14 protein-coding genes are annotated in these 14,678 nt (G+C 62.2%); 11 read left to right on the plus strand and 3 right to left on the minus strand.

The features are described from left to right. Positions 1-462: 462 nt before the first annotated feature. The 3 genes from EKO19_RS36085 to EKO19_RS36095 all read right to left on the minus strand — a co-directional run bounded on the left by EKO19_RS36085 (position 463) and on the right by EKO19_RS36095 (position 3,186). Positions 463-1,968: an ATP-binding response regulator gene (locus EKO19_RS36085; RefSeq protein ID WP_129782296.1), complete on the minus strand. Its 1,506-nt coding sequence runs from the start codon at positions 1,966-1,968 to the stop codon at positions 463-465. A gap of 510 nt (positions 1,969-2,478) precedes the next feature. Further along, positions 2,479-2,871, minus strand: a complete 393-nt coding sequence (locus EKO19_RS36090) for a DUF302 domain-containing protein (RefSeq protein WP_129782297.1) — start codon at positions 2,869-2,871, stop codon at positions 2,479-2,481. A gap of 9 nt (positions 2,872-2,880) precedes the next feature. Next, positions 2,881-3,186, minus strand: coding sequence for an ArsR/SmtB family transcription factor (locus EKO19_RS36095; RefSeq protein WP_407676683.1), 306 nt, complete (start codon positions 3,184-3,186; stop codon positions 2,881-2,883). A gap of 246 nt (positions 3,187-3,432) precedes the next feature. Between EKO19_RS36095 and EKO19_RS36100 the strand changes: the two genes are divergently transcribed. The 11 genes from EKO19_RS36100 (at position 3,433) to EKO19_RS36150 (ending at position 14,653) form a co-directional block, all read left to right on the plus strand. Further along, positions 3,433-3,633 carry a YgaP family membrane protein gene (locus tag EKO19_RS36100; RefSeq protein ID WP_129782298.1) on the plus strand — a complete coding sequence of 67 codons (201 nt, stop codon included), beginning with the start codon at positions 3,433-3,435 and terminating at the stop codon, positions 3,631-3,633. Between the two features lie 4 nt (positions 3,634-3,637). Next, a complete protein-coding gene (locus EKO19_RS36105; RefSeq protein ID WP_129782299.1) occupies positions 3,638-4,699 on the plus strand; it encodes an efflux RND transporter periplasmic adaptor subunit in 1,062 nt (353 codons plus the stop codon). Then, positions 4,696-7,905, plus strand: coding sequence for an efflux RND transporter permease subunit (locus EKO19_RS36110; protein WP_129782300.1), 3,210 nt, complete (start codon positions 4,696-4,698; stop codon positions 7,903-7,905). The genes EKO19_RS36105 and EKO19_RS36110 overlap by 4 nt, the downstream gene beginning before the upstream one ends. A gap of 2 nt (positions 7,906-7,907) precedes the next feature. After that, a complete protein-coding gene (locus tag EKO19_RS36115; RefSeq protein ID WP_129782301.1) occupies positions 7,908-9,188 on the plus strand; it encodes an NAD(P)/FAD-dependent oxidoreductase in 1,281 nt (426 codons plus the stop codon). A gap of 56 nt (positions 9,189-9,244) precedes the next feature. Further along, the gene (locus EKO19_RS36120) at positions 9,245-10,486 is read left to right on the plus strand and encodes a TolC family protein (RefSeq protein ID WP_281281155.1); all 1,242 of its coding nucleotides are present in this window, start codon (positions 9,245-9,247) and stop codon (positions 10,484-10,486) included. Continuing rightward, entirely contained in the window at positions 10,483-10,686 is a 204-nt protein-coding gene (locus EKO19_RS36125; RefSeq protein ID WP_129782303.1) for a hypothetical protein, read from the plus strand. Before EKO19_RS36120 ends, EKO19_RS36125 begins: the two co-directional genes overlap by 4 nt. Further along, the gene (locus EKO19_RS36130; RefSeq protein ID WP_129782304.1) at positions 10,683-12,263 is read left to right on the plus strand and encodes a cytochrome ubiquinol oxidase subunit I; all 1,581 of its coding nucleotides are present in this window, start codon (positions 10,683-10,685) and stop codon (positions 12,261-12,263) included. The genes EKO19_RS36125 and EKO19_RS36130 overlap by 4 nt, the downstream gene beginning before the upstream one ends. Positions 12,264-12,273: 10 nt before the next feature. Next, the gene (gene cydB, locus EKO19_RS36135) at positions 12,274-13,410 is read left to right on the plus strand and encodes a cytochrome d ubiquinol oxidase subunit II (RefSeq protein ID WP_129782305.1); all 1,137 of its coding nucleotides are present in this window, start codon (positions 12,274-12,276) and stop codon (positions 13,408-13,410) included. A 24-nt stretch (positions 13,411-13,434) separates the two neighbouring features. Then, positions 13,435-13,554: a cytochrome bd-I oxidase subunit CydX gene (gene cydX, locus EKO19_RS36140; RefSeq protein WP_129782306.1), complete on the plus strand. Its 120-nt coding sequence runs from the start codon at positions 13,435-13,437 to the stop codon at positions 13,552-13,554. 11 nt (positions 13,555-13,565) lie between these two features. Next, positions 13,566-14,003, plus strand: coding sequence for an OsmC family protein (locus EKO19_RS36145; protein WP_129782307.1), 438 nt, complete (start codon positions 13,566-13,568; stop codon positions 14,001-14,003). A gap of 104 nt (positions 14,004-14,107) precedes the next feature. After that, entirely contained in the window at positions 14,108-14,653 is a 546-nt protein-coding gene (locus EKO19_RS36150) for a phospholipase D-like domain-containing protein (protein WP_129782308.1), read from the plus strand. The last annotated feature ends 25 nt before the right edge of the window (positions 14,654-14,678 follow it).

Consider the following 14,678-nt stretch of genomic DNA (forward strand, 5'->3'; position numbering starts at 1 on the left):
GTGGCTCCAATACGCCGATCAGCCAGTGGCTCCATTATGGCGATCACGCCGTGGCTCCATTACGCCGATCATCCACTGGCTCCTATATGCCGATCACTAGATGGCTCCAATATGCCGGTCGGTGACACCTCCATCGCCCCCCGGTGTCCGCTCGAGATTCGCTGTCTGTCGGACCCAACGCATATGCTCTGCGCGCGAGTCGACGGCGTTCGGCATCCGTGAATCGCAGGCGTCGACCGCCGAGGCGCTCCTTCAGCAGCCGATTCTCTTCCTTGAGGTACTCGATCACATCGAGCTGCCGGCGATTAATCCAGCGAGCAAGCAGAGTCAGGAGGAATTGCAGTGGCTGGATGGGGGGAAACATCCGGGCAAGTATGGCCCGTTACGAACCATGGGACCCGCGGACTGTCGAATCTCAAAGCCGGAGCAGGTGACAACTCTGGCGAGTGTCGACCCCCGTTATCAGGCGCTGAGGAGCTCGCGGATCAGCGAAAGTAACTCGTCCGCGTTGATGGGTTTGCTGGTGATGCGCAACCGCTGATCGTGCTGCAGGTTGCGCACTACCGAGGACGTGTCGCCCGTCATCAGGATGGTCCGGAGATTCGTCTCGAGTTGCCCCCGTATCGCTGCGATCACCTGGGCGCCCGTCTCCTGATTCGTGAGATGGTAGTCGGTCACCAGCAACTCGATGTCAGTGTGTTCCTCGGCTTGCCGAAGCGCTTCGGCGATCGAGCCGGCCGTGGTCACACGATAACCCTCGAGGACCAGCAGCAGACTGGTGGCCGTGCGCACGCCCGGGTCGTCCTCGACCAGCAGGATGTGCGCCAGGGCTGCGGGCTGTTCTGCGATGATCTCGGAACGCTCCGACACATGATCGTCCGCATCCGTTCGCCTGCCTCTGGGCAATTGCAGCGAGAATGTCGAACCTCTGCCGAGCTCGGATTGAACTTCCAGCTTGAGGCCGAGCAGGTTTACGATCCGGTGCACGATGCTCAGTCCGAGGCCATATCCTTCGCGCGCGGTGTTGGTGGGGACACCAACCTGGTAGAACTCATCATAGATATGCGTCAGCGCATTCTCCGACATCCCGATACCCGTATCGAGGACTTCCAGGCGCACGAATGCCTGGTCGTGCAGGCACCGCAACTGCACGAAACCGTGTCGAGTGTATTTGATCGCGTTGGATACCAGATTTCGCAGCACCTGCTCGATGAGCGATGGGTCGGACTGCACGCAGTCGGCACATGTATCCACGCGTAGCTGCAGACCCTTTTCCGCGGCCAGATTGGCAAACTCATTACGCAGCTCGGCAAAGATCGCGGCAACGGTGAAGTCGGTCACTTCCGGCTTGATGGCGCCGGATTCGAGCTTGCTGATGTCGAGGAGCGCGTTCAACAGGCGCGACATCGCGCCGATGGCCTGCTCCTGTTGCGCCAGGGCTTTGGCGGGCTCGGGATCTTTCACCATCCGGCGCAGCGCTCCGTTCAGCAGCGCGAGAGTTTGCAACGGTTGGCGAAGATCGTGGCTCGCGGTGGCGAGAAAACGGCTCTTCGTTTGATTTGCGCGCTCGGCTGCTTCCCGTGTGTCCAGCAGCTGCAGCTCGATCGCGCGGCGATCCGTTACGTCGTGGATCGTGGCGGCTCGCAGCTCATCCTTTCCGACGATCGGGCTCAAGCTGATCTCGATGGAAAACTCCGTACCGTCCTTACGCAGGGCGAACAGATCGAGGCCCCAGCCTTCGGAGATTCGCACGTTCTCGGCGCCGTTCCGGGGATGCGCGATGTGGTGTTTGCGACAGCGTTGTGCCAGGAGGACGTCGACGGGCCGGCCGGAGATCTCGTTCAGCGCATAGCCGAAGAGCGATGAAACGCGGCGATTCGCAAATACAATTGCCTCGCAGGCGTCGATGATCACCATTGCATCCGGAGCGGAATCGAAAGCGCTGCCCGCGATATCGGAGGAAAGCATAGGCCACCAATTGTTGGAGCAATACCAGCGGCTGGTTTCTCCCTGTCGTCTGACAGGGAACACGGGGGCATGCGACGCCCACGCAGAAGCCGCTCCCGGCAGTCGCTGCAAGGTCACGATTAGTCGTCAGTATGCACCGGAGGCGTGGTTGGTCTGTGCGTTGGCGTACGTACGCAGCGAGTCACGCTATATTCCCGACCCGAGTTCTCGCCGGCCATTCGTAGTTGGGGGCCGGCAGGCAGCCTCTACCTAGCGAACAAGCGGTATCCGCGAGTTCAAATCAACCGCGGAAGCGCAAATCGCCGCCGGTCTGGGCATCGCCTATCGTTCCATTCCGATCCAGGGAGCGCAGTCACTGACGGAGGAGAACGCTCGCACGCTGGACGCAGCGCTCGCGGAGGTCGGGCCTCACGTCGCTGGAAGCTTCAGTTCGCGAGCTGCTCGAAACGCGCGCGCAGTCGAACAGGCCGTAAGCGGACCAACTCGGCATCGAGTGCACCGGCGACAACGCTAGGTGCCCACCGCGCCGATCACTTTCGCGAGGCGTCGCCGAACTTCTCCGGCCGTCGCGGCAAGCGCTGGATTTCCAGTGCGCTCCATGGCAACCACTGGATCGACGCTAGCGATCTCCACCTGCTTCTCGGGTGTCTCGCGCACGATGACATTGCAGGGTAGGAGCACGCCAAGCTTGTTTTCCAGCGCGAGCGCTTCGTGGGCGAATGTGGGATTGCACGCGCCGACGATCCGATATTTGGGAATATCAGCGCCGATCTTGTTCTTCAGCGTCGCTTGCACGTCGATGTCGGTCAGGACCCCGAAACCTTCCTGCTTCAGTTGCTCGACGACCGCGGCGAGCACGCTTTCGAACGATCCCGTGACGGTCTTCGCGATGTAGTAGCTCATAAGTACCTCTCAACGTTCGCAGAATTCCCGGTGCAGCAGGCCGATGATCTCGGTCGCTACGCCCGCGGGCAGTGCATATCGAATGCTCTGCGATTCTCGCGTGGTCGCGACGATCTGCGCCTCGCGCAATACCGCAAGGTGTTGCGAAAGGGCGGATTGGCTCAAGGCGACGCGCCCATTCAGCTCGCTCACCGACAGCGGGCCCTCGATGAGCGTACACAGGATCATCAATCGTTGCTCATTCGCCAGTGCCTTGAGCAATGCGGCAGCCCGAGCGGCATGCGGCTCGATGTCCTGCGCTGCGCCGGGGCGCAATGCACCTGTCTTCTTTCGCGGTTTGCTTGCCAATGTCTGCTCGAGTCTACGATCGGGTGGATAGATAATAAATCAGTGTGTTCTAAATTAGCAAGTGATAATGTAATGGCTCGGCAGAACTGACCGATCTTGCTAAGGGGATGTTCTGTACGGCTAGCCGGGGTTCCGGATACGGCAGAAGGTCGCCGCGCCGTTTAATGCTCTGGCTCGATCTCAATGACTACAAACCCGTTGCAAAGGTGCCCTATGGTGATCGATCGCATCGTGCTCGCGTTCGCGGGCCTCATGGTCCTGACCAGCTTGTCGCTCGCGTACTGGGTCAGCCCGTACTGGCTGATACTCGCGGCATTCGTCGGCTTGAATCTGTTTCAAGCGGCATTCACCGGCTTCTGTCCACTGGCAATGGTGTTGAAGAAGCTGGGCTATCGGCCCGGCGCGGCGTTCTAAAGTCATGCGTCGCCTCACACCATTCGTGGCGGCTGGATTGGCGTTGCTATCAGTCGGCTGCTCGCACGAAGAGCCCGAGCGCGCGGGCGCATCGGTACCGGTGCTGGAAACGGTAGTGATATCGCCGCGCCCCACGCCGATAGAGCGGCTCCTGGACGGCACCGTCGAGGCAGTGAATCAGGGGACGGTGGCGGCGCAAACCTCCGGGCGCGTGACCGAGATTCTGTATGACGTGAACGATTTTGTGCCGGCGGGCGCCGTCATCATGCGTTTGCGGGCGACGGAACAGCAATCAGGCTTGAAGCAGGCGGAGGCGGCGCTGCAAGAGGCCCGGGCGCGCGAGCTGGAAGCACAGACGAGATACAAACGTGTCGCCGACATGTATGAGCGCCAGGTGGTGCCTAAAGCCACGTTCGATGAGGCCACGGCTGCTCGCGACTCCACAGTGGCTCGCCTGGCGGCGGCGCGTGCGGCATTGGATACGGCGAAAGAGGGCGTCAGCTACACGGAGATTCGAGCGCCATACGCGGGCGTCGTGACCAAACGACTCGTCGAGCCCGGGGAATCCGTACATCCGGGCACACCGTTGATGAGCGGATTGTCGTTGCAGTATCTGCGCGTCTCGGTGGACGTGCCCCAGTCCAGCATCGATGCGATCCGACGTATCAAACAAGCCGCGGTTTATATCGACGGCCGTCGCGTCGAGGTCAGTAAGCTGACCGTCTTTCCCGAAGCCGCCAAGCCGTCGAACACGTTTCGCGCGCGATTGGAACTGCCGGAGAACGCCGCCGATCTGTATCCCGGGATGTTCGTCAAAGTGGGCTTCGTCACCGGCGAGGCTCGACGTTTGTTGGCGCCACTGAGCTCAGTGGTCGAGCGCGGTGAGGTCACAGCATTGTACATCGTGAACGACGACGGCCGCGCCTCGCTGCGTCAGGTGCGATTGGGTCATAAGTTCGAGAAAGACGTTGAAGTGCTTGCGGGGCTCGCCGAGGGTGAGCGGGTTGCTCTGGATCCGGTGGCCGCGATGAAGCAGCTGCGGCGTGCCGAGGACCTCGATTCATGAGCGAGGAACTCGGGTTCAGCGGGCGGATCGCGCGTCGATTCCTTGGCAATCAGCTGACGCCGCTGCTCGCATTGGCGGCGCTGTTGCTTGGAGTGTTCGCGGTTCTGGTCACGCCCAGAGAGGAAGAGCCGCAGATCGATGTGACTTTCGCGAACGTGTTCGTGCCGTTCCCCGGCGCTTCGGCCGTGCAAGTCGAAAGTCTGGTAGCGACGCCGATGGAGCAGGTGCTCGGGGAAATTGCCGGCGTGGAGCACATTACGTCGATGTCGCGTCCGGGCATGGCCGTGCTCGGCGTGCAGTTCAAAGTGGGCGAGCCGCGCACGGAGGCCATCGTACGCCTGTATAACGCCATCTATTCCAATCAGGACTGGCGGCCGGCGAACGCTGGCATCCTGCCTGCGCTGGTCAAGCCCAAAGGCATCGACGATGTGCCGATCGTCACTCTGACCTTGTGGACCGCCGACCCGCAGCGTGGCAGTCATGAGCTCGGGCTCGTGGCGCGCTCGATTCAAACCGAGCTCAAACGTGTTGCCGGCACTCGTAACATCTATGCGATCGGCAGCCCGCGGAACACCGTGCGAGTCGAGCTCGATGCACAGAAGCTGGCGGGCTATGACCTCACGGTCGGCGAGCTGACCGCGGCCCTGCAGGCAACAAATATTGTTCAGCACATCGGCTCCGTGGTCGGCGACGATCGCGTATCGGTGGTGGACGCCGGGCAATTCCTCGCAGGGCAGGAAGACGTTGCGTCGCTCGTAGTCACCGCGCGCGACGGCCGACCGGTTTATCTGAGCGACGTCGCCGACGTGAGCCAGGGCGCCGAGCAACCGGTTTCGTATGTTTCTTTCGGCACCGGTCCCGGAGCGGCGTCGCGCGGCCTGCCGGAAGTCGAGCATGCGCCGGCCGTCACCATTGCGATCTCCAAACAGCCGGGAGCCAATGCGATCGACGTCGCCGACGAGGTTCTGCGTCGCGTCGAGGGATTGAAGGGAACATTCATTCCGGAAGGCGTGGAAGTCACCGTAACGCGCAACTATGGCGTGACCGCAAATGACAAAGCACAAAAGCTGATTCAGAAGTTGCTGTTCGCGACCGCGTCGGTGGTGCTGCTGGTGGTGCTGGCCATGGGACGGCGCGAGGCGCTGGTCGTCGGCGCGGCCGTCATCGTCACCCTGGCGGCCACGCTGTTCGCCTCGTGGGCTTGGGGATTCACGATCAATCGTGTCTCGTTGTTCGCCCTGATCTTTTCCATCGGCATCCTGGTGGACGACGCCATCGTGGTGGTGGAAAACATTCATCGACACATGCGCCTCGACGCCGGTCCGCTCACGGAGTTGATTCCAAGAGCGGTGGACGAGGTCGGCGGTCCAACCATCCTGGCCACGCTGACCGTCATCGCGGCGTTGCTGCCGATGGCGTTCGTCAGCGGTTTGATGGGCCCCTACATGAGCCCGATTCCCATCAATTCGAGCATGGGCATGCTGATCTCACTCGCGGTGGCGTTGGTGTTCACGCCATGGCTGTGCCGCAAGTTGCTCAGTGGACATGCCGAGCGTTCGGCGGAAGAGGACAGCGGGTTGCATCGATTGTTCACCCGACTGTTGCGCCCATTCCTGGATGCTGAAAACGGTCGGCGCCAGCGACATCGATTGTACGGGGGCGTCGCCGTCGCCATCGTGCTCGCGGTCGCGCTGGCAGGAGTGCGTCTGGTGGTGCTGAAGATGCTGCCCTTCGACAACAAGTCCGAGTTTCAGGTGGTGTTGAATCTGCCGGAGGGCACGACGCTCGAGACGACCGCGCGCGTGCTCGACGAGCTCGCACATCGGATCGATCAGGTGCCGGAAGTGAGCGACTATCAGGCTTACGCCGGGACCGCAGCGCCGATCAACTTCAACGGATTGGTGCGGCAATATTATTTGCGGGAAAGCCCGGAACTGGGCGATCTGCAGGTGAATCTGGTCGACAAACATGAGCGCGACCGGCAGAGCCACGAGATTGCGCGGGCCGTGCGAGCGGATCTCACCGCCATCGGCGAGCGCTTCGGCGCATCGGTACAGGTGGTGGAAGTCCCGCCCGGGCCGCCGGTGCAAGCGCCGCTGGTGGCGGAAATCTACGGGCCGAGCTACGAAGCACAGCGACACGTGGCTTCGGAGGTGCGCAAGCTCTTCGCAGCCACGCCAGACATCGTCGACGTCGACGACAGCCTGGAGACACCCGCTCGACGTTTCGTGGTGACCGTGGATCGTCAGAAGGCGGCGCTGCTCGGCGTATCACAAGAGCAGATCGTCCAGACCCTGGCAACGGCGCTGCACGGCGCCGATACAACTTATATCCATGCCGGCCACGAGCGGCAGCCCATTCCGGTGCGCCTGGAGCTGCCGATCGCGGACAAGGCCAGTCTCGGCTCGATGACGGCGTTGCAGGTTCGTAGTGCCAGCGGCATCGCGATCCCGCTATCGGAGCTGGTGCGGATACAGACGACGGAGTGGGACGGCGCCATTTATCACAAGGATCTGCTGCCAGTCGTGTATGTCACGGGCGATATGGCGGGGCGGCTGGACAGTCCGCTGTACGGCATGTTCTCGATGGTCGGCAGCATCTCACGCGAGCCACCCGGCGGCGCGCCGATCGCGCAGTACTTCATCAGGCAGCCCGACGATCCACTCGCGACCGCGGTCAAATGGGATGGCGAGTGGCAGATCACCTATGAAACATTCCGCGACATGGGGCTGGCGTACTCGGTCGGGTTGATCTGCATCTACCTGCTGGTGGTCGCGCAGTTCGGCTCTTATTTTCTGCCGCTGATCATCATGGCGCCCATCCCTTTGACCATCATCGGCGTCATGCCCGGGCACGCCCTGCTGGGCGCGCAGTTCACCGCGACTTCCATGATCGGCATGATCGCGCTGGCCGGCATCATCGTGCGCAACTCAATATTGTTGGTGGACTTCATCGATGCCGAGGTGCGCACCGGCCGCACGTTGGAGGATGCAGTCATGCGGGCCGGCGCGGTGCGGGCCAAGCCGATCGCACTGACCGCACTCGCGGCCATGATCGGCGCGTTCTTCATCCTCGACGATCCTATCTTCAGCGGGCTCGCGGTATCGCTGATCTTCGGCATCCTGGTGTCGACCGCGCTTACGTTGATCCTGATTCCAGTCCTGTACTACGCGTATCTGCGGCGTCGAACGTTGCAAGGAGCATGACCATGGCACACGTGATCGTGATTGGGGCTGGCATCGGCGGCGTGCCCGCAGCGTACGAATTGCGCAAGAAACTCGGCAAACAGCACGCGGTCACGTTGATCGGCGCCTCGCCGTACTTCGAGTTTACCCCGTCGAATCCATGGGTCGCCGTGGGCTGGCGTCAATGCGAGCAGACACGTGTCGCCTTACAAGAGCCGTTGCAAGCCAAAGGCGTGCAATGGATTGCCGAACGCGTCGATCGCATCGATGCGGATACCCGGCGCTTGCAACTGAGCGGCGGTCGCGAGCTCGACTACGATTATCTGGTGATCGCCACCGGACCGAAGCTGGCGTTCGACGAAGTCCCGGGACTTGGGCCTGCCGGTTTCACGCAATCGGTCTGCACGCAGGAGCATGCGGCGCAGACGTGGCAGAAGTATCAGGAGTTCATCAAGGATCCCGGGGCGATCGTGATCGGCGCTGCCGCCGGCGCGAGCTGCTTCGGGCCGGCGTATGAATTCGCGATGATCGTGGATGCCGACCTGCGCAAACGCAAGCTGCGCGATCGGGTGCCGATCACGTTCGTCACGAGCGAGCCGTATATCGGACACATGGGGCTCGGTGGCGTCGGCGACAGCAAAGGACTGATGGAATCGGAGCTGCGCCAGCGCCATATCAAGTGGCTGACCAACGCCAAGATCACGCGCGTCGAGAGTGGTTCGATCCTGGCCGTCGAGCACGACGAAGACGGCAAGCCGAAGAAGGAGCACGAAGTACCGTTCAAGTACGCCATGGTGATCCCGGCGTTCAAAGGTGTGGACGCGGTCGCTGCCGTGCCGGGATTGTGCAATCCACGCGGTTTCGTGCTGATCGATATGCAGCAGCGCTCGACGAAGTATCCAAACATTTTCTCCGCAGGCGTCTGTGTGGCGATCCCACCCGTGGAGGCGACACCGGTACCCACCGGCGCGCCCAAGACAGGTTACATGATCGAGTCGATGGTCAGCGCGCTGGTCGAGAACATCGCGGCGGATATCGACGGCAAATCCGCCACAGCCCAAGCGACCTGGAATGCCGTCTGCCTCGCCGACTTTGGAGACACGGGCGCGGCCTTCGTCGCGTTGCCGGAGATCCCACCGCGCAACGTCACGTGGGCTGGCGTGGGGAAGTGGGTGCATCTGGCGAAGATTGCCTTCGAAAAGTATTTCCTGCGCAAGGTCCGCACCGGCTCGGTGACGCCGATCTATGAGCGGTATGTGCTGAAGCTGTTGGGCATCGTTGCGCTCAAGGAGCGTCCTCAATGAGATGGCCGGCGCGAGCGGGGAGCGTATTTCTCGCCATGGCGGCGGCGTCGGTCTGCATGTCATCTTCGGCGGAATCGCTATCCGAAGCATGGCAGATGGGACTGAGCAGAAACATGGAATTCGCAGCCGTTGCGGCGGAGGCGGAGAGCGCTCGTGCCGCCGAAAGCGCGGCGCGTGCCGAACGGTGGCCGTCATTGACCGCTGCCGCCAGTTACACGCAATTCGATAACGCTCCGCAGCTCGACATCGTCGCGGCAGGGATGGCGTTGCAGGCTCCGATCTTTCCAGGTCAGTCCTACGCATCCGGTGGCGTACAGTTGAAGTTGCCCTTGTACACGAGCGGTCGCCTCTCGGCGCAGATCGGCGCCGCACATAAAGTGGCGATGGGCGCGGCGGATTCCGAGGCGGCCGCGCGCTCCGGCTTACGCATGGCGATCGCGACGGCCTATGTGAACGTGCTCCGGTCGCAGCGCCTGCTGCAAGCGGCGCAGTCATCGGTGACGAGTCTGAAGGCTCATGCGAGCGACGTGAAGCTCATGGTCGAGCGTGAGTTGGTGACCCGCAGCGACTTGTTGGCGGCGCAAGTGGCCCTGGCAAATGCGGAACAGCTGCGCGTGCAGGCTGACAACGGCGTGGCGTTGGCCTACGCAGGCTACAACCGGCTCGTTGGCGAACCGAGCGAGCGCACGCCGGAGCTCGACGCCGTGTTGCCCATCGAGCGGGCGCTCAGCGAACAACCACTGGATCAACTGATTCAGAGCGCGCTGAATTCACGCAGTGAAATTTCGGCGCTGGGCGCCCAGGCCGATGCGTTGTCGCTGCAGTCGGATGCACAGCGCGCCCTATTGCTGCCGCAGCTGGCGCTGTCCGGCGGCTATACCTATGTCGAGAACGAGATCCTCGACCGGCAAAGCTTCGCGGCGGTCGGCATCGGCGTGAGCTGGAATCTTTTCGACGGTGGCGTGGTGCGTAATCGCAGCGAATCGCTGCGGCGTGCCAGTCGCGCGGCTCAGCACCGGCTCGATGATTTGCGATCCCAAGTACAGCTCGAGGTTCGGCAAGCCTGGTTGGATGTGCGTGCGGCTCAGGCAAGAATCGCCGCACTACGAGAAGCCAGAGCGCAGGCCGAAGAGAATCTGCGCATGTCGCGGGAGCTTTACGGCGGCGAGCTTGGCACCAATACGCAGGTCTTGGACGCCGTCACTTTGCAGATCACCGCGACCAGCAATCACGACAATGCGGTGCTGGACGAAGCGCTGTCACTGCTGGCGTTGGAGCGCGCGGTGGGCAGGTTATGAGCGCGGCACACGGCGATGATTGGCGCAGCTGGCTGCGACGGAAGATCGGCTGGTTGCTGCTGGTCAAACTGCTCGGCTTGCTGTTGCTGCGCTCGATGTTCTTCTCCGGCGAGCATCGCCAGAGCGTCGATGAGGACAGCCTGGCGCAGCGCCTGGCGATCGAGCAAGCCAACAACCAACGAGAAGCGAGGTCACCGTGATCGATTTCGAAGTCGTCAATCTGTCGCGCCTGCAGTTCGCGCTGACCGCGCTGTATCACTTCCTGTTCGTGCCGCTGACGCTCGGGCTGTCGATGATCCTGGTGATCATGGAGGCCACATACGTGATGACCGGCAAGGTCATCTGGAAACAGATGACGCAGTTCTGGGGCGTGCTGTTTGGGATCAACTTCGCCATGGGCGTTGCGACCGGCATCACCATGGAGTTTCAGTTCGGCACCAACTGGGCCTATTACTCGCACTACGTCGGCGACATTTTCGGCGCGCCGCTCGCGATCGAAGGACTGATGGCGTTCTTTCTGGAGTCCACGTTCGTCGGGCTGTTCTTCTTCGGCTGGAACCGGCTGTCGAAAGTGGGGCATCTGATCGTCACCGGGCTGGTGGCGCTCGGTTCGAGCCTGTCTGCGCTGTGGATTCTGATCGCGAATGCCTGGATGCAGAATCCGATCGGCGCGGAGTTCAATTACGAAACCATGCGAATGGAGCTCACCTCGTTCGGCGCGGTGATCTTCAATCCGGTCGCGCAGGCGAAATTCGTCCACACGGTTGCCGCAGGCTATGTGGTCGGGTCGATCTTCGTGCTCTCGATCAGCGCGTGGTATCTGCTGCGCGGTCGTAACGTCGAGGTCGCACGGCGCTCGCTCGCGGTGGCCGCGAGTTTCGGCCTCGCGTGCTCGCTGTCGGTGGTAGTGCTGGGCGACGAGTCCGGCTACGTCGCCAGCGAGAACCAGAAGATGAAGATCGCCGCAATCGAAGCGGCGTGGCACACGGAGCCGGCGCCGGCCGGATTCACATTGTTCGGCGTGCCCGATGTGGCCGAGCGGCGCACGCATGCGGAAGTGAAGGTGCCGTGGCTGCTCGGGCTGATCGCGACGCGCTCTATCGACGGTGAGGTCGCTGGAATCACGGAACTCGTGGAGCACGCCAAGCAGCGCGTGCGTAATGGCATGCAAGCGCACGGCGCCTTGCAAAGACTGCGAGCCGATCCAAACGACAGCGTGGCGCGTGCCGAGTTCGACAAGCATCGGAGCGATCTCGGCTACGGATTGCTTCTGCTGCGCTATACAACCGATCCTGCCAAGGCCGACGAGGCCCTGATCGAGCGCGCGGCCTGGTCGACCGTGCCCAATGTTCCGGTGCTGTTCTGGAGCTTCCGGATCATGGTGGCGCTGGGCTTCTTTTTCATTTTCCTGTTCGGCGCGACCTTCTATCTGGCCTCGCGCCATCGCCTCGATCGCCACCGCTGGTTCCTGCGACTGGCATTTTTCAGCTTGCCCTTGCCCTGGATCGCCGCCGAGCTGGGTTGGATCGTGGCCGAATACGGTCGACAGCCGTGGGCGATCGATGGACTGTTGCCGACGTTTCTCGGTGTCTCCACGACGTCGGCGGCCAACGTCTGGATGTCGCTGCTGGGCTTCGTCGTGTTCTACACCACGCTCGCTGTCGTCGATATTTATCTAATGCTCCGAGTGGTGCGTCGAGGGCCGGACGGGCTCGGCTACTGGCCGCAACCGTCATCCACTTCCCAACCTGCGCCGGCCGCGGCCGCCGTTTCCTGAAGGTGCCGCCATGTTCGACTATGAAACATTGCGTCTGATCTGGTGGGCGATTCTCGGCGTGTTGCTCATCGGCTTCGCGGTGATGGACGGCTTCGATCTCGGCGTCGGCGCGATCTTTCGTTTCGTCGGCCGCAACGATGAGGAGCGCCGCGTGCTGCTGGAGACCGTGGAGCCGGTGTGGGAGGGCAACCAGGTCTGGTTCATTCTGGGCGGCGGTGCTGCGTTCGCGGCGTGGCCATTGCTGTACGCCGCGGCGTTCTCGGGGCTATATCTGGCACTGTTCCTGGTGTTGATCGCGCTCATCTTGCGGCCGGTGGGTTTCACTTTCCGAGGTCACGTAGATGATGCGCGCTGGCGCAATGTCTGGGACTGGGCGCTGTTCGTCGGCGGCGCCGCGCCGGCGCTGCTGTTCGGTGTCGCCTTCGGCAATCTGTTGCTGGGCATTCCATTTCATTTCGATGAGTTGAGGCGGCCCGTGTACACGGCGGGCTTCTTCAACCTGCTGCATCCGTTCGCATTGTTGGCCGGGATCGTCAGCCTGAGCATGCTCGTGATGCACGGTGCGACGTATGCCGCGCTGAAGATCGACCGTTCCCTGGCTTCGCGGGCCGCGGCGGTCGGCAGGGTAGGGGCGCTGGTGTTGATCGTCGCGTTCGTAATGGCCGGGTTCTGGATCGCCACCGGCATCGACGGGCATCGGATCGTGTCCGAGATCAACACCGCCGGACCTTCCAACCCGGTGGCGAAAGGCGTCGAGTTGATACGCGGTGGCTGGCTTGAGAACTATCGCGCGCACGCGTCGTTATGGATCGTTCCCGGACTGGCGTTGGCGATGGCGCTCGTGACCGAGCGCCTGCTGAACCGCGGACGTTACGGTTTGGCATTCCTGAGCAGCGCGCTAGCAGTGGCGGGGGTGATTCTCACCGCGGGCATCGCGATGTTTCCTTTCCTCATGCCATCCTCGATCCAGCCGGGTCACGGGCTGACGATTTGGGATGCCTCCAGCAGCGCGAAGACGTTGGGAATCATGCTGGTGGCGGTCATCGTGTTCTTGCCGATCGTGCTGGCGTATACGAGTTGGGTGTTTCGCACGTTACGCGGCGAGGTAACGCTCGAGCACGTGCGGCGTCAGTCCGGACTCTACTGATCCATTAAGTGAAGAGGCAGTCCTATGTGGTACTTCTCCTGGATTCTCGGCTTGGGCTTGGCCCTGGTGTTCGGCGTGCTCAATGCCATGTGGTATGAGTTCGGTGAGCGCGACGAGCAGCATGGCTTTGGGCCCGAGGCATAGGGGGATTGATCATGCATCCCTATCCCCATGTGTATCGAGTGAGTGCCAAGGCCGTGCTGAGCGGCAATGTCACGGTCGAATCGCCCGGCCTGCCGCCGTTGCAGACTGCGCCGCCGGTGGAGTTCGATGGCCCCGGCGATGCCTGGTCGCCCGAGACGTTGCTCTGTGGCGCCATCGCGGATTGTTTCATCCTGACTTTCCGGGCGGTCGCGCGCGCCGCGAAGTTCGAGTGGTCGAAGTTAGAATGTCACGTCGACGGAACCCTGGAGCGCGTCGAGGGCGTAGCGCAGTTCACGAAGTATGCCGTCCATGTCACGCTCACGCTGGCAGGGAACGGGGATGAGGCGAAAGCCAAATCTCTGCTGGAGCGCTCGGAGCGCGGCTGCTTGATCTCGAACTCCGTGCGGGGTGAACGCACCTTATATATGGAGGTGCTGTCCGAGGTGTGATTCATATTTATCATGCACGGTCGATGCCGGTGGATGCGCTCGGGCTCGAACGGCTACTACTTCGCATCAGCGACGGCTGTGTGCGAGCGGGCGTCCACAGCTGAATGAGCAACCTTCTGGACGTGGCTGCCCTCCTTGGAGCGATACTGCTGGGCTATCTGCTCTACCTCGTGCTGTTCGAACGCGGCGTATTCTACAAAACCAGCACAGCGCTCCATGGGCTGAGCGAATCGCAGCGCCTGCGGCTGCTCAGCGCCGTGTTGGGGACGCCAGCACAGCGCATCGATTCGATTCGCGTCCTTCGAGAGGGCGCCGACCTCTATGACGCTCAGTTTGCCGCGATGGCTGCGGCGAAACACTCCGTTCACCTCGAAGTGTATATCTACTATCCGGGGCGGATTGCGGAGGCCTATCTTGCTGCCCTCTGCGAGCGCGCCAGATGTGGGGTGCGCGTGCGTGTGGTGATCGATGCGATCGGCAGTCTGCGCCGTGCCGGGCGCCGTCGGTACGGCGTGCTTCTCGAGGCAGGGGTCGAGATCTTTGAATACAACTCGGCGAGTTATCGAACGTCATCAGTGAGATGTCGTAGTCCCTCAGCTAAGAGGGAACACGTGCCTCATGCGCGGATGTCCCGGTTCGTTACGCGATGAGAGGCACTAGTATCTTCGACAGCAA

This window comes from Peristeroidobacter soli, assembly GCF_004138485.1.
GTDB lineage: Bacteria > Pseudomonadota > Gammaproteobacteria > Steroidobacterales > Steroidobacteraceae > Steroidobacter > Steroidobacter soli.

Excerpts from the sequence above, each read along its gene's own strand:
- EKO19_RS36085 (WP_129782296.1), bottom strand. The coding sequence starts at position 1,968 with ATGCTTTCCTCCGATATCGCGGGCAGCGCTTTCGATTCCGCTCCGGAT.
- EKO19_RS36090 (WP_129782297.1), bottom strand. The coding sequence starts at position 2,871 with ATGAGCTACTACATCGCGAAGACCGTCACGGGATCGTTCGAAAGCGTG.
- EKO19_RS36100 (WP_129782298.1), top strand. The coding sequence starts at position 3,433 with ATGGTGATCGATCGCATCGTGCTCGCGTTCGCGGGCCTCATGGTCCTG.
- EKO19_RS36105 (WP_129782299.1), top strand. The coding sequence starts at position 3,638 with ATGCGTCGCCTCACACCATTCGTGGCGGCTGGATTGGCGTTGCTATCA.
- EKO19_RS36110 (WP_129782300.1), top strand. The coding sequence starts at position 4,696 with ATGAGCGAGGAACTCGGGTTCAGCGGGCGGATCGCGCGTCGATTCCTT.
- EKO19_RS36115 (WP_129782301.1), top strand. The coding sequence starts at position 7,908 with ATGGCACACGTGATCGTGATTGGGGCTGGCATCGGCGGCGTGCCCGCA.
- EKO19_RS36120 (WP_281281155.1), top strand. The coding sequence starts at position 9,245 with ATGTCATCTTCGGCGGAATCGCTATCCGAAGCATGGCAGATGGGACTG.
- EKO19_RS36125 (WP_129782303.1), top strand. The coding sequence starts at position 10,483 with ATGAGCGCGGCACACGGCGATGATTGGCGCAGCTGGCTGCGACGGAAG.
- cydB (WP_129782305.1), top strand. The coding sequence starts at position 12,274 with ATGTTCGACTATGAAACATTGCGTCTGATCTGGTGGGCGATTCTCGGC.
- cydX (WP_129782306.1), top strand. The coding sequence starts at position 13,435 with ATGTGGTACTTCTCCTGGATTCTCGGCTTGGGCTTGGCCCTGGTGTTC.
- EKO19_RS36145 (WP_129782307.1), top strand. The coding sequence starts at position 13,566 with ATGCATCCCTATCCCCATGTGTATCGAGTGAGTGCCAAGGCCGTGCTG.
- EKO19_RS36150 (WP_129782308.1), top strand. The coding sequence starts at position 14,108 with ATGAGCAACCTTCTGGACGTGGCTGCCCTCCTTGGAGCGATACTGCTG.